The organism is Flavobacterium sp. RSB2_4_14 (assembly GCF_051547085.1).
Classification (GTDB): domain Bacteria; phylum Bacteroidota; class Bacteroidia; order Flavobacteriales; family Flavobacteriaceae; genus Flavobacterium.
Genome location: NZ_JBPTTL010000003.1, coordinates 37,179 through 58,622, shown reverse-complemented (window position 1 = coordinate 58,622; position 21,444 = coordinate 37,179). Strand labels below are relative to the sequence as shown.

Annotated in this window: 14 protein-coding genes and 3 tRNA genes; 13 read left to right on the top strand and 4 right to left on the bottom strand. The window is 34.1% G+C overall.

Annotated features, from left to right (window positions below; all coding sequences use genetic code 11):
* Positions 1 to 69 precede the first annotated feature (69 nt).
* Positions 70 to 1,200, bottom strand: a complete 1,131-nt coding sequence (tgt, locus tag ACSVH2_RS07960; RefSeq protein ID WP_438092636.1) for a tRNA guanosine(34) transglycosylase Tgt — start codon at positions 1,198 to 1,200, stop codon at positions 70 to 72.
* Positions 1,201 to 1,410: 210 nt separating this feature from the next.
* On the opposite strand from tgt, the gene ACSVH2_RS07955 reads away from it, so the two are divergent.
* The 7 genes from ACSVH2_RS07955 to ACSVH2_RS07925 all read left to right on the top strand — a co-directional run bounded on the left by ACSVH2_RS07955 (position 1,411) and on the right by ACSVH2_RS07925 (position 10,896).
* A complete protein-coding gene (locus ACSVH2_RS07955) occupies positions 1,411 to 1,800 on the top strand; it encodes a hypothetical protein (protein WP_438092635.1) in 390 nt (129 codons plus the stop codon).
* An 84-nt stretch (positions 1,801 to 1,884) separates the two neighbouring features.
* Positions 1,885 to 6,240: a CusA/CzcA family heavy metal efflux RND transporter gene (locus ACSVH2_RS07950; protein WP_438092634.1), complete on the top strand. Its 4,356-nt coding sequence runs from the start codon at positions 1,885 to 1,887 to the stop codon at positions 6,238 to 6,240.
* 1 nt (position 6,241) lies between these two features.
* A complete protein-coding gene (locus ACSVH2_RS07945; protein WP_438092633.1) occupies positions 6,242 to 7,375 on the top strand; it encodes an efflux RND transporter periplasmic adaptor subunit in 1,134 nt (377 codons plus the stop codon).
* Positions 7,376 to 7,805: 430 nt separating this feature from the next.
* Positions 7,806 to 8,651: a transketolase gene (locus tag ACSVH2_RS07940; protein ID WP_438092632.1), complete on the top strand. Its 846-nt coding sequence runs from the start codon at positions 7,806 to 7,808 to the stop codon at positions 8,649 to 8,651.
* A 4-nt stretch (positions 8,652 to 8,655) separates the two neighbouring features.
* Positions 8,656 to 9,306 (top strand): hypothetical protein, encoded by a 651-nt coding sequence (locus ACSVH2_RS07935; protein WP_438092631.1) that lies wholly within the window; start codon positions 8,656 to 8,658, stop codon positions 9,304 to 9,306.
* A 4-nt stretch (positions 9,307 to 9,310) separates the two neighbouring features.
* Positions 9,311 to 9,946, top strand: coding sequence for a hypothetical protein (locus tag ACSVH2_RS07930; RefSeq protein ID WP_438092630.1), 636 nt, complete (start codon positions 9,311 to 9,313; stop codon positions 9,944 to 9,946).
* Entirely contained in the window at positions 9,943 to 10,896 is a 954-nt protein-coding gene (locus ACSVH2_RS07925) for a transketolase family protein (protein ID WP_438092629.1), read from the top strand. The genes ACSVH2_RS07930 and ACSVH2_RS07925 overlap by 4 nt, the downstream gene beginning before the upstream one ends.
* Positions 10,897 to 10,959: 63 nt before the next feature.
* Here ACSVH2_RS07925 and ACSVH2_RS07920 read toward each other — a convergent pair whose 3' ends face one another.
* Complete coding sequence (locus ACSVH2_RS07920) at positions 10,960 to 11,982, bottom strand: FKBP-type peptidyl-prolyl cis-trans isomerase (protein WP_438092628.1); 1,023 nt, start codon at positions 11,980 to 11,982, stop codon at positions 10,960 to 10,962.
* A 78-nt stretch (positions 11,983 to 12,060) separates the two neighbouring features.
* Between ACSVH2_RS07920 and ACSVH2_RS07915 the strand changes: the two genes are divergently transcribed.
* Positions 12,061 to 12,447, top strand: a complete 387-nt coding sequence (locus ACSVH2_RS07915) for an RNA-binding S4 domain-containing protein (protein ID WP_438092627.1) — start codon at positions 12,061 to 12,063, stop codon at positions 12,445 to 12,447.
* Between the two features lie 59 nt (positions 12,448 to 12,506).
* Here the strand turns inward: ACSVH2_RS07915 and ACSVH2_RS07910 are convergent, their stop codons facing one another.
* Entirely contained in the window at positions 12,507 to 18,371 is a 5,865-nt protein-coding gene (locus ACSVH2_RS07910; RefSeq protein ID WP_438092626.1) for a T9SS sorting signal type C domain-containing protein, read from the bottom strand.
* A 378-nt stretch (positions 18,372 to 18,749) separates the two neighbouring features.
* On the opposite strand from ACSVH2_RS07910, the gene ACSVH2_RS07905 reads away from it, so the two are divergent.
* The gene (locus tag ACSVH2_RS07905) at positions 18,750 to 19,247 is read left to right on the top strand and encodes a phosphoribosyltransferase family protein (protein WP_438092625.1); all 498 of its coding nucleotides are present in this window, start codon (positions 18,750 to 18,752) and stop codon (positions 19,245 to 19,247) included.
* Here the strand turns inward: ACSVH2_RS07905 and ACSVH2_RS07900 are convergent.
* Positions 19,239 to 19,757: a shikimate kinase gene (locus ACSVH2_RS07900; RefSeq protein WP_438092624.1), complete on the bottom strand. Its 519-nt coding sequence runs from the start codon at positions 19,755 to 19,757 to the stop codon at positions 19,239 to 19,241. The two genes, ACSVH2_RS07905 and ACSVH2_RS07900, sit on opposite strands and share 9 nt — an antisense overlap.
* Positions 19,758 to 19,884: 127 nt before the next feature.
* On the opposite strand from ACSVH2_RS07900, the gene ACSVH2_RS07895 reads away from it, so the two are divergent.
* The 4 genes from ACSVH2_RS07895 (at position 19,885) to ACSVH2_RS07880 (ending at position 21,422) form a co-directional block, all read left to right on the top strand.
* A tRNA-Lys gene (locus ACSVH2_RS07895) sits at positions 19,885 to 19,957 on the top strand.
* Between the two features lie 25 nt (positions 19,958 to 19,982).
* Positions 19,983 to 20,055 (top strand) — tRNA-Lys (locus ACSVH2_RS07890).
* A gap of 44 nt (positions 20,056 to 20,099) precedes the next feature.
* Positions 20,100 to 20,183, top strand: a tRNA-Leu gene (locus ACSVH2_RS07885).
* A gap of 339 nt (positions 20,184 to 20,522) precedes the next feature.
* A complete protein-coding gene (locus ACSVH2_RS07880) occupies positions 20,523 to 21,422 on the top strand; it encodes a MerR family transcriptional regulator (protein WP_438092623.1) in 900 nt (299 codons plus the stop codon).
* Positions 21,423 to 21,444 lie beyond the last annotated feature (22 nt).

Genomic DNA, 21,444 nt, shown 5'->3' with positions numbered 1-21,444 from the left:
TAAAGTTTATGGTTTATGGTTTATTGTTCATGGTTCAACAACAAACCACAAACTAAAAACTACAAACAATTAAAGACGTTGACTCATTTGTTTCACCATCATATCTTTCCAAGTTCTGAAATCTCCTGCTAAGATATGTTTTCTTGCCTCACGAACCAACCACATATAAAACCCCAAGTTGTGAATGGTAGCTATTTGTTTCCCCAAATATTCATTAGCAGCAAACAAATGACGCAAATACGCTTTCGTATATTCGGTATCCACAAAAGTGTGTCCCATTTCATCTACTGGAGAAAAGTCATCTTCCCACTTTTTATTTTTAATATTAATAGTACCATGTGCCGTAAACAGCATTCCGTTACGAGCATTTCGTGTAGGCATCACACAATCAAACATATCAATTCCTAGAGCAATATTTTCTAAAATATTAATTGGAGTTCCAACACCCATTAGATAACGTGGTTTGTCCTGAGGCAAAATAGCCGTAACTACTTCGGTCATGGCATACATTTCTTCGGCAGGTTCACCTACAGATAATCCTCCAATAGCATTACCTTCTGCTCCAGCATTGGCAATATATTCCGCCGATTGTTGACGCAAATCTTTATAAGTACTTCCTTGAACGATTGGGAAAAAAGTTTGGTCGTAACCATATTTTGTTGGCACTTTTTCCAAATGATTAATGCAACGATCCAACCATCGATGGGTCATTTTCATCGATTTTTGTGCATAACGATAATCACAAGGATACGGCGTACACTCGTCAAATGCCATGATGATATCCGCACCAATGGTACGCTGAATTTCCATAACGTTTTCGGGAGTGAACACATGATACGAACCATCAATATGTGATTTGAATTTTACTCCTTCTTCTTTAATTTTTCTATTGGCCGAAAGAGAATACACTTGGTAACCACCACTATCGGTTAAAATATTTCTATCCCAATTCATGAACTTGTGCAAACCACCGGCTTTTTCCAAAATTTCAGTTTGCGGACGCAAGTATAAATGATAAGTATTTCCAAGAATAATATCGGGATTAATTTCTTCTTTCAATTCACGCTGATGCACTCCTTTTACCGAAGCAACGGTGCCAACAGGCATGAATATAGGGGTTTCAATCACACCATGATCCGTAATAATACTTCCGGCACGGGCACTTGAATTTGGGTCTTTGGCTAGTAAATCAAATTTCATATAGGTATTTTATTCCCAATGTTTCGGGACGGCAAAGATAAAAGAATTGTGAATTGGGTTTTGTGAATTATGATTTTATTTAACAAGTTGTATTTTATTCTACAATTTAAAATCTCTTTAAAGTACCTCTTTTTATAGCAAAAACCGAAATCATTATTGAAAATGATAAAATTAATGTGTTATTTTTGAAATCTAATAATCAGTACCAATATGATCAAGCGAAGTCTGGCACTAGCGTTTTTATTGCTTTATTTATTTTCGACAACTGAATTTCATGAGTTGTTGAGACTTCCAGCCGTGTTTGAACATTTCGATAGTCATAAGAAAGAAACTCCAACTATTTCCCTTTGGGAATTTTTATGCATCCATTATGCCCATGGAGAAGTACAAGATGATGATTATGACAATGACATGAAACTGCCTTTCAAAACTCATGATGGTTGTAATAGTCAAAATTTTGTTTCATTAATCCCCGAACAAAAATACAGTTTGGCAAAGATTAATCCTTCAATAAGTAGAAAGCACACACATAAATATCAAGCTGAATTTACTATCAGTATCTATTTAAATACTATTTGGCAACCTCCAAAACTTTGTTAGTTTATTTTTTTCTAAAAATCCGTAAATACCTCTTTGTTTGCGGATTTATAGTTTTCAAATTCAAATTAACTAACATGTATCTCTATGCTAAATAAAATTATAGCGTTCTCCATCAATAATAAACTGATTGTTGGACTTATGGTAGTTGCCTTAGTGGGTTATGGCATTTATCAAACTACTAAATTACCCATTGACGCTGTGCCTGATATTACTGATAATCAGGTGCAAGTCATTACAATAGCACCTTCATTTGGTGCGACCGATATTGAAAGATTGGTCACTTTCCCAATTGAACAAGCCAATAATAATATTTCTGGATTAAAAGAAATAAGAAGTTTTTCCCGATTTGGATTATCATTAGTAACTATTGTTTTTGATGATGAAACAGATATTTATTGGGCAAGACAACAAGTGGCAGAGCGATTACAAAAAGTACAAACCGAAATCCCTCAAGGTATTGGAGTTCCAGAACTTGGACCCGTTTCTACAGGTCTTGGCGAAATTTACCAGTATGTAGTTCGTCCAAAAAAAGGATATGAAAAAAAATACGATGAAACCGAATTAAGAACCATTCAGGATTGGATTGTCAGAAGACAATTGCTCGGTGTTAAAGGTGTTGCCGAAGTAAGTAGTTTTGGCGGAAAATTAAAACAATATGAAATTGCTGTAAATCCAAATAAATTACAATCCTATGGACTAACCATTAGTGATATCTTTTCGGCTGTTGAAAAGAACAACCAAAATACTGGCGGTTCTTACATAGAAAAAGGAGCAACTTCATTATTTATAAGAAGCGAAGGGCTGATTGGTACTGTAGAAGATATTTCAAATATTGCCATAAAATCCACTCCTACAGGAACACCATTATTTCTTAGAGATGTGGCAGAAGTAAAAATAGGTTTTGCCACACGATATGGAGCAATGACCTATAACGACGAAGGCGAAGTTGCTGGCGCTGTGGTCATGATGCTTAAAGGAGCCAACAGTAGCGATGTCATAAAAAATGTAAAAGAACGTATAGTCCAAATTCAAAAAACACTACCCGAAGGTGTAGTTATTGAGCCGTTTCTTGACCGAACCAAAATGGTTAACAATGCCATTGGAACGGTAGAAAAAAACTTATTAGAAGGAGCATTAATTGTAATTTTTGTTTTAGTCCTCTTCCTTGGGAATTTAAGAGCAGGATTAATTGTTGCATCGGTTATCCCATTATCCATGTTATTTGCTATTATTCTAATGAATACCTTCGGAGTAAGTGGAAATCTGATGAGTTTAGGAGCATTAGATTTTGGATTAATTGTTGACGGTGCGGTCATTATAGTAGAAGCCGTGATGCACCAATTAACGCATAGTAAAAAATTTAAAACTGTCGAATTACTATCTCAAAAGAAAATGGACAAGGAAGTGGAAAGTTCCGCTAGTAAAATGATGAACAGTGCTGTTTTTGGACAAATCATTATCCTTATCGTGTACCTTCCTATTTTTACTTTAGAAGGCATTGAGGGTAAAATGTTTAAGCCTATGGCACAGACGGTAGCCTTTGCCTTATTGGGAGCTTTCCTTTTATCATTAACCTATATTCCTATGATGAGTGCTTTATTTTTAAGCAAAAAAGTGAAACACAAAGCCAATCTTTCGGATAGAATAATGATTAAAATTGAAATTCAATACCAGCACTTACTGCAAAAAGTACTCAATTATCCAAAAACTATTATCGCTTCTGTGGTAACCTTATTTGTACTAGCCATAATAACCCTTGGCTTTCTCGGAGGTGAATTTATTCCGGCGCTAGAAGAAGGTGACTTTGCCGTTGATACTCGTGTTTTAACGGGAAGTAATTTAACCACTACAATTGAGAGTACACAAAAAGCAGCTCACATCTTGAAAACCCAATTTCCAGAGGTAGAAAAAGTAGTAACAAAAATTGGAAGTGGCGAAGTTCCAACCGATCCTATGCCAATGGAAGCCAGCGATATGATGGTGATTATGAAAGATAAAAGCGAATGGACTTCGGCAGAAACCTTTGATGAAATGGCAGAAAAAATGGGGAAAGCACTAGAGGATGTTCCCGGAATTACTGCAGGATTTCAATATCCAGTTCAAATGCGTTTCAATGAATTGATGACTGGTGCCCGACAAGATGTAGTGTGCAAAATATTTGGAGAAAACTTAGACACATTAGCAGTCTATGCACAAAAATTAGGTAAGATTGTAAATACAATAGAAGGAACACAAAATCTTTTTATTGAACCTATTACAGGATTACCTCAAGTAGTTATTGCGTATAACCGACCAATAATTGCTCAGTACAACCTCAATATTGAAGAAATAAATAAAGTCGTCAATACCGCTTTTGCTGGACAAAGTACGGGATTAGTTTTTGAAGGCGAAAAGCGATTTGATTTGGTTGTTAGATTGAATACCAATCAGCGTAAAGATATTGAAGATGTTAAAAACCTATTAATTCCAACGCCACAAGGAACACAAATTCCACTATCGCAACTGGCTGATGTTGATATCAAAAACGGTCCAAATCAAATTCAACGAGAAGACGCTAAACGAAGAATCGTTGTGGGTTTCAATGTTAGAGGTCGTGATGTGCAAAGCATCGTAACTGAATTACAACAAAAAGCAGATAAATCAATTCAATATCCCACAGGGTATTATACAACCTATGGCGGAGCATTTGAAAACTTGAATAAAGCCAAAGACCGCTTGATGATTGCCGTGCCAGTATCCTTATTGCTGATATTTTTACTGCTCTTTTTTGCATTCAATTCCGTGAAACAAGGCTTGTTGATTTACTCTGCTATTCCACTTTCTGCTATTGGAGGGATTTTCTTTTTAGCACTAAGAGGCATGCCGTTTAGCATCAGTGCTGGCGTTGGATTTATTGCATTATTTGGTGTTGCGGTGCTAAACGGAATTGTATTAATAACGGAATTTAACCAATTAAAATCTGAAGGAATGACCGATTTACACAGAATTGTTATAATGGGTACCAAAGTGCGTTTGCGTCCCGTGTTGATGACTGCTTTTGTAGCATCATTAGGTTTCTTACCTATGGCCATCAGTAATGGCGCTGGTGCCGAAGTACAACGACCATTAGCCACAGTTGTTATTGGTGGATTGATGATTGCCACATTCCTTACGTTGTTTGTACTACCCATTTTATATGTTATTTTTGAAAAAGGAATAAGCTTCAATCCATTCAAAAAAAATAAAACCATAATAATGTTATTGCTATTGCTTTCTTATGTAAACACTAATGCACAAACTCCTATAACATTACAAACCGCATTTGACATAGCTTTAAAAAACAACGCTTCGATAAAAAGTGAAAGTCTCAAAGCCAATTACCAAGAAAAGCTAATCAAGTCGGCTCATAATTTACCAGCTACGAATATCATAGCCGATTATGGTCAAATTAACAGTTATTACAACGATAATCGCATTGGAATTTCACAAACCTTCAACTTCCCCACCATTTATAGCAGACAAAAAAGCTTATTTACGGAAGAATGGAAAACGGCATCATTAACGTTGAAACTGAAAGAAAACGAACTAAAAAAGGTAGTTTCACAAACTTTTTATTCATTAGTCTATTTAAATGAAAAAGAAAAACTACTTCAAAAAAGTGACACCCTATTTGCTGAGTTTTTAAAAAAATCCATGCTTCGATTTAAAAAAGGAGAAAGCAATATTCTTGAAAAAACAACTGCCGAAACCCAACGAGGAAACATAAAATTACAATTAATTCAGTTGCAGCAAGAAAAAGAGGTTTTGAAAAGTCAATTTCAACTGCTTCTGAATTCCGAAACCGAGTATGAACTAAAAACGGAAGATTTAGTATTGACAATAGACAAAACAATCGATAGTACTTTAGTAAAACAACATCCAAATCTGAAAGTTTTAGAGCAACAAAAGAAAGTAAGTTTGGCTACTTCAAAATTAGAAAAGTCAAAATTATTGCCCAGTATTACTTTAGGTTACAACAATGGATCAATTACCGGAACTGGTGCTGATAATGTTTTTTATGATAAATCAGAAAGATTTCAATCAGCACAACTCGGGTTGGGAATTCCTATTTTAGGTGGTTCACAAAAAGCAAAAATGGCAGCAGCAAAAATAGCCGAAGACATCGCCGAAAATGAGTATCAAAAAGAGAAAGCAAGTCTGGAAATGGAATATAAAAATGCCATTGCACAACTGAATATAAATCTGGAAAAACTGGATTATTATGAAAAAACAGGACTGCCAAATGCCAAAATAATTATGGAAACTGCCAATAAACAATTTTATAATGGCGATATAAATTATTTGGACTGGGTAGTATTGACCAACCAAAGCATTGATATCCGAAACAACTATATTGATACTTTAATCAAGCATAGCGATACAATTATTCAACTTAATTACCTTACTTCAAAACAACAATAAAATGCGACATACATTCACTATAATTTTATCATTTCTAATTCTTATTGGATGTAATTCCAAAAAAGAAGAACAAAATGCAGATGCCCAAGTACTAAACAACAATAGGGTTACACTTTCTGATGCGCAATTAAAAAATGCCAATATCGAAACGGGGAAACTCGAAAAAAGGAGTATTTCTTCTACCTTAAAAGTAACGGGAAAAATAGATGTTCCTCCACAAAATATGGTATCAGTCAGCATGCCTTTGGGTGGTTATTTAAAAACAACCAAGCTTTTACCGGGGTTACACTTCGTAAAAGGAGAGATAATTGCCACTATGGAAGACCAACAATATGTGCAACTGCAACAAGAATATTTAACAACCAAATCACGTTTGCATTTTGCTGAAAAAGAATACGAACGCCAAAAAGAGTTAAACCAAAGTCAAGCCAGCAGCGATAAAGTGTATCAACTGGCAGAAACTGAATATAAAACACTGCGAATTACTGCTAGTGCTTTGGCGGAAAAACTACGATTAATCAATGTCAATCCAAATACACTTTCGGAAAAAAACATTTCAAAAAGTGTGAATATTTATGCTCCTATAAATGGATTTGTTTCCAAAGTAAATGTCAATATTGGAAAATATGTAAATCCATCCGATGTGTTATTTGAGTTAATAAATCCTGCCGATATACATTTGAATTTGAAAATATTTGAAAAAGATATTACCAAATTATCCATTGGACAAAAACTCGTGGCCTATACTAACAACCAACCTGAAAAAAAACACCCCTGCGAAATACTTTTGATAAGCAAAGACCTATCAGCAGAGGAACACTCAGCCGATGTGCATTGCCATTTTGAAGATTATGACAAAACATTATTACCCGGAATGTATATGAATGCGGATATTGAAATAAAAAGCAATGATGTCCTAACAATACCGAGTGAAGCTGTAGTCAATTTTGAAGGCAAAGAATATATTTTTATTGTTAACAATAAAAACCAATTTGATATGACTGAAGTTAAGACAGGTAGTGCTGAAAATGGTTTTATAGAAATTTTAGAAAATGAACAGTTTTTAAATAAAATCATCGTAACAAAAGGAGCATACACACTTTTGATGACATTGAAGAACAAAGCAGACGAATAAAACTAAATAGTAACTTGTGTCTTAAATACATTTTAACTCAGCTAGTTTTGAATTTTTATAATTTCAAAGCTTAATCTAGTCGTTGGGTGTAATTAACAGAAATTTCAATTATTGATTTAACAAAAAACACATAGAAAGAAAGACCGGCATAGCCCAATTATTGGGTTCCCATAGTTATGGTTTTCTTGAATTAAGTGAAACGTCTTTCATAATTTACAAAATCTATGTTGCTATGCGGTTGAAAAAAGTTTGGAAATCGAATTACACCCAAAAGGATTAATTGGTTTTTATCAGAAAAACATAAAACTAATTAACACCAATAAATGCTTAAACTAGAAACATCGTATTATTAATAACTTGTGATAAAATCATTTGCCATCCTTTAAAATTAGAATTACTTTTGACGGCATATAATTTTTAACTATTTATAATGTCTAACACACAACACTTACAAGATTTTACAACACAAGTACGAAGAGACATTCTTCGCATGGTACATGCCGTAAACTCGGGACATCCGGGTGGTTCTTTGGGCTGTGCCGAATTTTTCACGGTACTATACCAACACGTATTGAAAAGAAATCCAGGATTTGACATGGATGGTAAAGGCGAAGATGTATTCTTCTTATCAAACGGTCACATTTCTCCAGTTTTCTACAGCGTTTTAGCTCGTAGTGGCTATTTCCCTGTTGCCGAATTGGCTACGTTCAGAAAACTAAACTCACGTTTGCAAGGTCATCCTACTACTCATGATGGCTTACCAGGAGTGCGAATGGCTGCAGGTTCATTAGGTCAAGGATTATCAGTGGCGATTGGAGCGGCACAAGCTAAAAAATTAAATAAGGATACTAATTTAGTTTATGCCCTAACTGGCGACGGCGAATTGCAAGAAGGACAAAACTGGGAAGCCATAATGTATGCTTCGGCTAAAAAAGTAGATAATCTTATTGCCACAGTTGACTTCAACGGACAACAAATTGATGGTGCTACCAATGATGTTTTGAACATGGGTAATCTGAAAGCTAAGTTCGAAGCATTCGATTGGGATGTTTTGGAAGTAACCGAAGGCAATAACATCGAAGCCATTATTGCAGGATTAAATGAAGCAAAAAGCCGAACTGGAAAAGGAAAACCAGTTTGTGTTTTATTGCATACCGTTATGGGTAACGGCGTTGATTTTATGATGCATACTCACGCTTGGCATGGAAAAGCACCAAATGATGAACAATTAGCAATAGGATTGGCACAAAATGCTGAAACTTTAGGAGACTATTAATTGAATGACTAAATTCATAGGCATAGTACTCTTTCTTTTTTGTCAAAATGTTCTTTGTCAAGAATATCATTTTGATAGATTAATACAATACAAGGAAACAAGTGTTGCCTTTACTGGAAATCGTTTAGTTACTGTGTTGTTTAATTCAAATAATACATCCTATTATTTTGTTAATCGGAATTGGAATGATGAATTAGATGCTTACTTGGTAGATAACAATTTGAATGTAACCCATGTTTACACTATAGATGATATCAAGAAAAGTAAAGACTACGAATATTTATATTCAAAACGATTCAATCCTGATAACTGTTCCATTGACTGCTCTTGTATTAGCATTGAAGAATCTAAAAATGCTGGACAGTTTTCAAAAATTTTAATGATAAAACATATCAATAAGAAAAAGAAAAAAAAGGAATATGAAATTGAAGTTATATCAAAACCATATGAATTTGCTGTTTTAAAACCATTAATAGAAATACTGCAACATCATTTTTTGTTTTGTGAAGAAATAAAAGTTGATGGATACAGTATCCCAACATGGATAAAATTAAACAAAGGTGGTCAAATAAAATCTGAGCAAAGTTTGGTGTTAGATAATGCTATCGATGTCAATTTTAGCGTAAAGAAAAAAGATTTAGTTTTCAGAGAATAATGATATGAGGAAGCTATTTTTAGTGCTGTTTTTGGGTTTTGGTCTTGCTACATATAGTCAGGAATATAGTTTTGATAGTTTTTATGAGTACAAAAGCAATAAAAATAACGTTATTTTCTTTTTTGTCAATTCGTTAGATAGCAATTATTTTTTTTATGGCTATAGTAATTCAGATGGGATTACAGGTTACATACATGATTTAAAAAAAAATGAATCTCATCATTATAATTTAACCAATTTAAATGATATAGTAACTTTTGATTACATAGATTCTAGAAAATATAGTAGTTATTACCCTTTCGCTTTTAATAAAAAAATTAAATATGAATATTCATCAATTGAAATAGATAGTAGTACTAACAAACTAAAAATTGAGAAGTTTAAACAAAGTAAAAAGAGAAAAAATTTAGGATTTTATGAATTACAATACCAGAAGAATGATTATATATTTCATGACTCTGTTTTAAAATTTTACTCTCATGGTTTTTTTGATAATAGAGATTTAGAATTTACTAATAACAGATTACCTACATCAATAACTTTTAACCGTTATGATAACTATTATGGGAAGTTAACATTAACAAAAAAAGGAAAAATAAACACAACACTTAAAATAAATAAAATTAACTACAAACAATGAAAAAATATACCAACACAGGAAGTAAAGATACCCGTTCAGGGTTTGGTGCAGGAATGACCGAACTAGGACAAAAAAATGAAAACGTTGTGGCGCTTTGTGCCGACTTAATCGGCTCATTAAAGTTTGACGATTTCAAGAAAAACCATCCAGAACGCTTTTTCCAAATCGGAATTGCAGAAGCCAATATGATTGGAATTGCAGCAGGTTTAACCATTGGTGGAAAAATTCCATTTACGGGAACATTTGCCAACTTTTCAACTGGAAGAGTATACGACCAAATTCGCCAATCAGTAGCCTATTCTGATAAGAATGTAAAGATATGTGCTTCGCATGCTGGTTTAACACTAGGTGAAGATGGTGCTACACACCAAATTCTAGAAGACATTGGTTTAATGAAAATGTTACCTGGAATGACAGTAATTAACACTTGTGATTACAACCAAACCAAAGCAGCAACTATTGCTCTAGCCGATCATCACGGTCCGGCCTATTTGCGTTTTGGTCGTCCAGTAGTACCTAACTTCACTCCTGCCGATGAACCTTTTGTCATTGGAAAAGCAATCTTACTAAATGAAGGAACCGATGTTACTATCGTAGCTACAGGACATTTAGTATGGGAAGCATTAATTGCAGCAGAAGCTTTGGAAGCCAAAGGCATTTCTGCCGAAGTCATCAACATTCACACTATTAAACCATTGGACGATGCTGCCATTTTAAAATCAGTAGCTAAAACAGGTTGCGTGGTAACGGCTGAAGAACATAATATCTTAGGTGGATTAGGCGAAAGTGTAGCTAGAGTTTTAGCGTTGAATAATCCAAAACCACAAGAGTTTGTAGCGGTAAACGATAGCTTTGGCGAAAGTGGAACACCAGAACAATTGATGGAAAAATACAAGCTCAACCATCAAGCAATTGTGGAAGCTGTGGAAAAAGTGATTATAAGAAAGTAAGGTAATTTGCAATACTAAAAAAGTCCAGATGTATGTCTGGACTTTTTTTATGGATGATATATTTTAATGGCAAACATTTGAAAGATGTTTCTTCTTCCCATCACTACAGGTTGGAATTAAAGCGAAAGGAAAAGGTTCATTCGTCAATGGATTTTTGATTTCACTTTTAGTAGTAAATAAATCATCATCGTCATCAAAGTCTAAAAAGTCTGGTTTTTCATCACCATCTGTGTCATCTGGATTTACTACATCTTTAGCTAAAACATTCATATAACCATCAGGAATACCATTGATGATAGTAACAGTACCATCAGCATTTACAACTGAAGTGGCGATATCTTCTTGAAAAGAAGAAATGCCATCATTATCTTGATCGGTTCTTTGTATTTCATATAATTTAAAAGAAAAAATCAGAGGCGAATAAGAAGGAATGGAGGATGGCGAAGCAGAATAATAAGCCAATCCTGATGGAATAAACATAACGCCAGCACCAAAGTCAAAATAAGAAACTGTCCCATCTGGATTTCCTGTATAAGATCCTGTTTTAAAAAGCGGAAAAATTTCGCTCCATCCTTTAATAACCCCTGTCAAATTAAAATAAGTTTGAGGGTTTATCGACTCTTCAAATTGAGTTGATTTGATAGTTTTAACCTCAACTTCATCAACAGTTTCGGTACTGGTGTAAATATATTCACCACGATAGGAAGTCAACACTTGATCAACATTACAAGGTGATTTACTATTTGGTCCCGAACCTTGTCTGAGTTGCAAGTAATATATTTTATAAACAATATCGTTTTGTAGAACCAATCGTGTTTGCAACGGATACTCAGTTTGATCCCATATAGAAGTTTGTGTTCCTCCTTCTGGAATTAAGGTATAGGTAACACTTTGATCGTCGGTAGCACCCGGATTATTGACAACTTCCATATAATGTGTCTGAAGATATTCCTCGATAGCGGCTATATCTTTCACATACTGCTCAGAATAATCACGCAATGGTGGTGTATTGGTATCGTTTGGATTACAAGAAACTATGGCCATACATAAAATTACAAGTACAACGATTTTATTAAAAATATTCATTTTTGTTTAATTTTTAAGCCCGCAAGATACAATATTGATTTATTTTTGTAAACTATTTAACGTTGATTTTGGAAAAAAATGAGAGTGGATAAATATTTATGGTGCATACGCTATTACAAGACTAGAAACATGGTCACCGAGGCCTGCAGAAAAAATCATATCACGGTCAATGGACAAGTAGCCAAGGCATCGAGAGAAGTTTTTCCAACAGATAAAGTGACCTTTAGAAAAGACCAAATCACCTATGAAATAACCGTATTGGATATTCCTGCCAATCGTGTGGGTGCAAAACTAGTAGATATCTACAGGAAAGACAACACACCTCCTGAAACTTTCGCCCATTTAGAATTACTCAAACTATCCAAAGAACACTATCGTAAAACGGGCACAGGCAGACCTACCAAAAAAGACCGAAGAGATATAGATGACTTTGGTTTGGATGTTGATGTTGAAGGAGAGGAATAGTATTTGAAAACAATACATCTAAAAAAGAATGCATATGATATTTAACAAAAAAATGATATTCAATATATTATTTTTTTAGTTACTACTTTTTCATTTTCTGATTCAATTTTTATAAGTAATACTTGTTGCGTTGTAGGTAAATTGGTAAACACCGTTTGAGTATTTCCTATCTGTATTTTTTCAGCAATTAGTCTACCTCTCATATCAAAAATTTTTACATTTTTCATATTAATACTACCTGTATTGATATTTAAACCAAATAGATCTTTGTAAACCACGACACTATTTTCATCAAATATAGAATTATTATTGCCTAGCGTCTGATTTGTATACCTAAGTATAAATCGACTCTCAAAGGTGCCACTCACCGTAGTAAAAGTGTAAGCAGCTGCTTTTAAATCATGAATAAGTCCCAGCAGGGTATCTTCTAAATAGATATTTTGGGTTTGGAATAAACCATCAAAATTGGTTAAGGCAATGGTATAATTTCCATTGCTAGTAGATTTAAAACCTAATGGCAGCATCTCATTTACATCAAATGGCATTGGTCGACCCTGAATACTAAGTTTTGTATTATCAGCCATAGTATAAAGCGTTATGGCATTACCTACATCCACCATTTCACCATCGTATAATCGGTCTAGACTTGTAGTAGCCCCATCTGTATATCCTATTAATACTTGCTTGTATGCACCAGAAGTATTATAAATATCCAACCAATAACGGTGTTTTTCAGGTTCACTAACCGAAGAAGTCGTGTTGGATGCCATTCTAAAGAATTGGTTGTTATTGCCCGCAATCCTCATGCTGTTTTTAAAGGTGGCCGTTCCTGTATTCAATCCTTTAATAAAAAATCCTTGACCAGAAGCTATTTTTCCGTTAGGTATGGTGCTTGCACCAGAAGTAGCAGCAGAACCCGTCCCAACGCCACCCATATAATTATATACTGCATAATCGCTACCTGTATAGTTATTTGCCGTTATTGGAGTGTAGTGTGTCCATAAATAAATAGTACCACTCAACGTTGTTGAATTACTCGGGTCTGTTATTAAAGCATCTGCAGAAAGTGCACTAGGATAGGGATTACCTAACAAGTTTAATTGATTGCCTCCACCTACAACAGGTATTGATATAGTTCCTGTATTTGGTACACCTATAAATGGTGCTGTATATAAAGCAGGAACAGAAGTATTGTAATTAAAAGGAGCTCTAATGATGTAACCTTTCCCAGGGGTCATTGCTGTGATTGAATTAACCCACTGCCAATTGTTGATAGAAGAGTTGAACTCATAATAAAAATCTGATGGAGTTAACGGTGAGACATTAAACAATGTTTGGGGAGAAACAGGTGATGACCAATAGGTGTAATCAAACTTAAGAATAGGTGTTGTAGTTCTATTATAGGTTATATTTCCAGAATTGGTAAAAGGAACACCCACATTATTTAAAGAATTTACCTGTACTAAACTGGCGTTATTTTGAAAGGTAAGAGAACCACCTGTAACTTTAACATCATTTTGTACGGTTAAAGTGTGAGCCGAATTTATCGTTACAGCACCCGATAATACCTCTACAGAACAGGCATTAATATCAAATGTAGAACTGAAATTTCCACTAAACACAGCTCTTGTTGTAGCTGTTGGAGAACCATTACTCCATGTTGTTCCATCCCACGTGGTGGAAGGAAAACTAACTAAAACAAAATTAGAATATACCACAGGGCATGTTCCTGTTTGAAGAACTACTCTAAAATAGCGATCACCAATATAAGTTCCAATTTGAGTTGGTATGAGTGTAGTCGTGGTATTGGCTATTGCTGTCAATCCTGTTGTAAAAGCAGAATCTGTTGCATATTCCCATCGAACTATAGTGCCTGTAGCACCCACCAAAGTTAATGGAAGTGGAGCCCAACCAGCGCAAACTGTTTGACTACTAGATAATAAACCTAGCGACACTCCGGGTATAACACTTATAGTTGATGTACTACTTACAGAACAACCATTAGAACCGACAACACTCCCTGTATATGTTGTAGTATTATTTGGCTTGGCATAAACTGTTGCTGTTGGTGTTCCTGTAATATATGGGATAGTAGCAGCAGAGTCGACATATAATTCAGTCGGAGGTAACCAACTTACTTCAAGAGCAAGATTACCAGTTATTGCTACATTATCAATAGCCCAACCATAATCCCATGTAGCTTCATAAATGAATCTAATTTTAACATTAGAATTACCTACTAAACTATTTAAACTGACTGTAGCATTTACAAATGAAGTGAATCCCCCTTGAGTACCATTAAAAACAATTAATGTTGTCCATGTACTACCCCCATCAACACTAGTTTCAACTTGTGATTTGTTACCACCTATATACCTTAAATAATGCCAAAAATTTAATGAAGCAGTTGTATAACCTGCTAAATTAAATGAAGGTGATATTAATTGAGTTATTGTTCTATTGGTACCCGGACTACCTGAAGCATCAGAATTTGAAAAATAAAATTGAGTATTATCATTACTTCTCATATTGACAAGATTCCAATATGTAGACGTATAATTATAAGGACTTTGTCTCAATGTCCATGCTGTTGCTAAAACATTCCCTCCTATAGAAGAATTAACTGTTATCCAATTATTTGTAGATGAATTGAAATTTTCGCTATATATTGTTACAGGTGTTGATAATGCTAAAGAAGCTGTTAAAGTTTGTACTGCTCCTTCACAAATACTAACAGTCGATGGAACAATTGTTATAGCGGGTGGTAATGGCCTTACGGTAACTGTTAGAGAGATTACAGAAGTACATAAACTACCTGCAGATTGTGAAGCGGTAAAGCTATAAACTGTTGTTGTTGTAGGATTAAATGTAAAACCAGTAGAAATGGTACCATTAATTCCAATAGTTGTTGACCAGTTAAAAACATTGTATGCTGAACTTCCAATTACATTTACAACCCCTGTGGTTTCACCACTACAAATAGTTTCTGAAGAAGAACTAAATACTATGACTGGAGCTGCAGATACTGTAGCCGTTACTGGCGTTAATAATGAACGACAAATATTTGAAAACTTCCAATTATAAGCATACAAGTAATAAGTTCCATCATAGCCATTTCCTGTGATGTTGGCAATAGAAGAAGTATAGGGATAAATAGCGTTGTCAATATTAACCACCAAACCTCCCACAGGTAAGCTATCCATGTAAAGAAGATAATTCCCCGAATCCAAATCAACATTTAAAGAAATTGTTTGTGCTGTGTTCCCACCTGCAACATTAGTTATGTATGAATAAGTGGCAATTATAGCATTAGAAGAGTTCCGAATAGTTATTACCCCATTTTGACCTGAAATCATTGGATAAATATCAACCGATTGCAAATTTGTAGTAGCAGTAACTGAAAAAGTTATGAAAGTCTGTGTTTGAAGAACTCCGAACGAACCTCCAGCATCTGTAGGTGAACTAGGTCCTGCTAGTATTAGACCACCCGGAGCTTTAGATTGAGCATAATAAGTAGTATTTGAGAATAAAATAGGCGTTACAAAATTAGTTCCAGTTCCAACCAAATTTGTTCCGGATGCATCAGAAAACCAATCTATAGTTGAACCAGGGTTTGAAGAGGCTACTAATGTAGTTGTCCCTCCTGAACAAAGTGTTCCATTAATAACAGTTAATAAGGATGATGTTGAACAATCAGTACTAAAGGATTGTACTAAACTCCAGACACTTTTATCGATTGGACTACAATCACCTCTAATCCAAACATAATATAAAGTAGCTGGGGTCAAACCAGTTATTGAAGCTGTTAGCACTCCTGCTCCTACTGAACCTGTAGGTGTAACGGTATCACTTGGCGTAGTATTTGAAGTGCTCAAATAATACTGGTATCCGACGGCTGGAGGTGGAATAGATGCTTCCCAAGAAATACTGACAGTAGTACTGCCTACTGAAGCGACAGCAACATTGAATGGTTCAAAACAAGTGGGTGAGACAATAATACTGATATCATCTATCACAATCTTACTTTGATTAGAAAAACTATACCCTTGAAAACCTAAGTAAAATACTTCATTGGTAACAGGAGTAAAATCTACTATTGCAGTTTGGTATACAGTATTGATAAGATTAGGAAAATCCAATAAAGTATTATTCATTTCAGCTTCAGAAGCACCTGTACCTAAACGTACTTTGAGATTTTCAGCAAATAGCCCTGCGCCTTGAGTATTGTATTTGAATTTTAATCGATAGGTAACTCCTATTATCAAATTGAGTCCGGGAGTAAAAAACCAATCGTTGCTATCAGACACGGTATTTGTAGCCAAATGAATGGCGTTCGGTGTGGAAGCTGCTAATGAATTTTGTACTTGCCATACTATACTATCTGAATTACTATTGGTTACGGTAAAACACGTTGGTATCGAATTAACTGGTGTTGTATCAAAATTTTGAAAATAGGGAATTGGAAAAGCACCACATGTAGTTGTTACAGTTACAGCGCTACTATTAACAGAACATGAAATACCAACGGCTCTTACCCTAAAATAATAAGTGACCAAAGGATTTAAACCAGCTAATATGGCACTGACTGCTCCTCCTGTTGAAAAATTAGTATAGGCAGGAAGTGTAGCGGTGAAGGTACTATTGGTAGCAATATCAAGTTGATAATCTGAAGCTCCAGCAACAGTATTCCATGAAGCTACAAAAGAGTTTCCTTGTACTGAAGACGCTATAACTCCGGTCGGTGCAGTAATACAAGTTGTCTTTGAAGCGGTAATCATGGAACTTAGATTATAAATAGGTCCGCTCAAACAACCTGCATTATAGGGTATAACCCAATAATAGTAGGTAGTATTAGGAGACAGGGAAGTCTGGAGAAACGAAGTAGCATTTGAGGTGCTAATCACAGTATAAACACCTGATATAATATCATTAACGGCCCAATAGGTACGATTAGGAATTATCAGTCCAGTTGGTGGCGTATTCGTAGTACTCCTTAATATTAAATAATTAGTAGGTGCAGTAGTGGCCGGTGTAAAACTATTGCCTACAAAACTTGTAGAATTAACATTTGAATTTCCGACCAACAAATTGGAAGGAATTCCTGTAGGTGATAAACAATTCGTAGATGGTGTATAGGAATATTTGAGACCATTATTAGGATACTCAGTAATACTTGTACGAACCGTATTGGAGTTGGCTGTACCTAAAACCGTTCTTCCAAACCATGTAGAATTTGTATTTGTTCCTGATTGAAATCTGTTATTAATATTTCCTTGAAGAAAATCATTGCTTACGCCACGAATACCTACTTGAGCATTAAAAACAGAAGGGTTACTTGGAGCACAAAGACCATAAGATAGTTCAATAACATTTGAGGTTTCCAGTAATCGTATTTGAAAATTAAAGTTTCCAGTCATTGGTTTTCTCCTCGCATTGGACCATTGTACAACAAAAATCCTATTTGGAGCAGTACCAATTGTACTGTAAACAATATTATCTGTTGAAGAAGTAGAATTAGAAATCAAGTCCATTCCAAGCGCACTTACTGTCCCTCCAGATGTAAATAAAGTTGAAGTACTTAGCGGTAAATAAGTAGTAGGTGAAGGTTGAACAGCACCAAACGATATAAATCCATTAGGATTAATGTAACAATCTGTCTGATTAACTCCATCATACCTAAAAGTAAATCCTATAGGGGCTAATACTGCAGATCCAGAAACATGGTCATCCCATGGTGCTGAATAGGCCACAATTGGAGTTGGAGTTGATAAAGGTGAGTATGAAGTAACCGATTCCGAAAAACCGTAGGTAGCCACTTGGCTAGAAGCAAATTGAGTTACAAGCATTAAAATAAACACCGCAAAAAAAACTAAATTATTCCATTTTGGATGCTTTACATTATTATCGGAGAAGAAGGTATTCATTTTTTACATTTAAAGCATTATAATAAAAAAAAAAAACTATTAACGGATTGAATATAAATTCATTGTAATGTTGAATAAGTTTTTTTCAAGGATGTAAATTTATATGAAAACTTGTTAAAAAAAAGGAATGTTCAAATCTTTTTTTATAATATCGTTAAACGTTTAGAAAACACCGATGATTTAAATAGCGATAATACAATTAGTCTTATATTTTTAATAAAGGTAACTAAGTTCTAAAACATTCTTTAGGATTTGTTTCATCTAAACCTTTCTAATGAAAAATCTTAAATAATAAAATCAGATACAATTTGCTTAAAATTAAAACAAACAATCCTAAGAAATAAAAAATCTATTTTTATCTTTGAAAAAAGTAAATTCATGAGCCAAAACATCATCCTTAATCATCAAGAAATTGAACATAAAATCAGACGAATAGCTTTTCAAATACTAGAGACCTTTGTAGATGATGGTGAAATAATATTGGCTGGGATAGCAGATAATGGGTTTATTTTAGCTCAAAAAGTAGCTTTAGTGTTAAAAGAAATTTCAACCATTGAAGTGATTTTGTGTAAAGTTAAAATTGATAAACAAAATCCGTTTAACCCTATAACCACATCCATTCCAAAAGAAGTGTATAGTAACAAAAGTATCGTACTGGTAGATGATGTTTTAAATTCAGGTACGACATTGATATATGGTGTCAAACATTTTTTAGAAGTGCCAGTAAAGAAATTCAAAACCGTGGTTTTGGTAGACCGAAATCACAAACGATTTCCTGTAAAGGCTGATTTCAAAGGCATTTCACTCTCAACATCCTCAAAGGAACATGTTCATGTAGTTTTTGAAGACAACAACAATTACGCTTATTTAGTTTAGTAATTGACCTATTTCATCGGTTATTTCTTCTGGTGTTTTAGTATCAACATTAATCTTAACCGTAGCTTGATTATAAAAATAGCTTCTATCAAACAGATTTTTGGCAATAAACTTTTTTAATTCATCCTCAGTTTGATTTGCCACTAAGGGTCGTTCGCTCTTAGCCTTTTTCAATCGCTCAAAAATAACTGGTATTGACGCTTGTAAATAGACAGAAAAAACGGCATCACCATTTAGAAAAAGGTGGTTATTAGCGTAACATGGAGTGCCTCCACCAGTACTAATAATGAGTCTTTCATTATTCTCAACCAATTCTTTAAAAACTTCGTGTTCTATTCTTCTAAAATAAATTTCTCCTTTTTGTTGGAATAGCTCCTTGATACTTAAATTCATTTTTTTTTCAATGGTTTTGTCCAAATCCACCCATTTCCACTTCATTTTTATGGCTAACAATTGTGCAATTGTTGTCTTTCCCACAGCCATATAACCTATTAAAATCACTTTCTGCATTACAATAAAACCTTATAAATTAAGCCATTAACACCCTTGGTCAAAAAAAGGTAAATTTATAATAAAATTGCTTTGAAATATAAATAATAAGGCCTTATATTTGCACCCGCATTCAAGAAAAGAAAAAGACTCGATAGCTCAGTTGGTAGAGCACATCACTTTTAATGATGGGGTCCTGGGTTCGAGCCCCAGTCGGGTCACATTTTTTTTCTAGAATACGGTTAAGACTCGATAGCTCAGTTGGTAGAGCACATCACTTTTAATGATGGGGTCCTGGGTTCGAGCCCCAGTCGGGTCACACAAATTTTAAAGACGTTGCCATGCAACGTCTTTACTTTTTTTGGCCACGTGGAGAAATTGGTAGACTTGCCATCTTGAGGGGGTGGTGTTCGAAAGGACGTGTGGGTTCGAATCCCATCGTGGTCACATTAAACGCCTATTTAAAGGTGTTAGCAAAGGTTTTAGTCAACATTTAGTCCATATAATTAAATGTTTATTAAAACCTTTTCATTTAAAGTACTTTTATTATCTACTTCAACTAAGGACTTAATTAGTGCACCTACTTAATGGCATTATCCTAGATTAGTTTTAAAATTAAACTAAGTCAAGCTAAAAAAAAACGTTCGATAACGGATTATCAGTGCTTAAGTGCTAAGTAAAAATTACAAATTGATTGACCTTTATTATTTTTTATAAAGTTTTCATAGTATTTAATTAGTTGTAAACTTATTTTAATTACTTTTGTTCAACTAATTTAATTAAAAGATGAACAATATTAAAAATATTTTTAGTATTAAAGATTTAGAAAATTTATCTGGAATAAAAGCACATACCATAAGGATTTGGGAAAAAAGATATAACGTTTTAGAACCAATGCGAACTGAAACAAATATTAGAACTTATGATTTATCAAATCTTCAAAAGCTTCTAAATATTACTTTATTGCACAATCATGGATATAAAATTTCAAAAATATCACAACTTCCACCAGAGCGCATTCCACAATTAGCTAATGAAATTATATCGGATAAAAGTGTAAAACACCATGCGATTAGTTCGTTTAAAATGGCGATGATGAATTTTGATCACGCTGCATTTTTTAATACTTATAACAACTTATTATCGGAAAAATCATTTAGAGAAGTTTTTTATGACGTTTTCATCCCACTTATACAAGAATTAGGATTCCTTTGGCAGACAGATACAATCTCTCCTGCGCATGAACATTTTATAACGTATCTAATCAAACAAAAGTTACTGACAAATACCGAAAAAATTCAAACCAAGCCACCTACTAAAACTGATCGAATTTTTGTTTTATACCTACCAATGAATGAAATTCATGAATTAGGACTAATGTATTTGAATTATGAGATATTAAGTCTTGGGTATAAAACCATATATTTGGGAGAAAGTGTGCCTATTGACAGCTTGAAAGATTTGAAAAAATATTTTGACAATATTACCTATATCTGTTACACAACGGTAGAACCAGATAAAAACGAAATCAATAACTACATACAAAAACTCAACGAAGAAATTCTCGAAGAAACTTCGAACTTATGGTTTATTGGAAGGATGATTGAAAACATAGACGCAAAATATCTCACACAAAAAAACACTACCTTTACTTCCATAAAAGAATTAGTTGAATACATTGAATAAAAAACTTTTTTATTGTTTAACT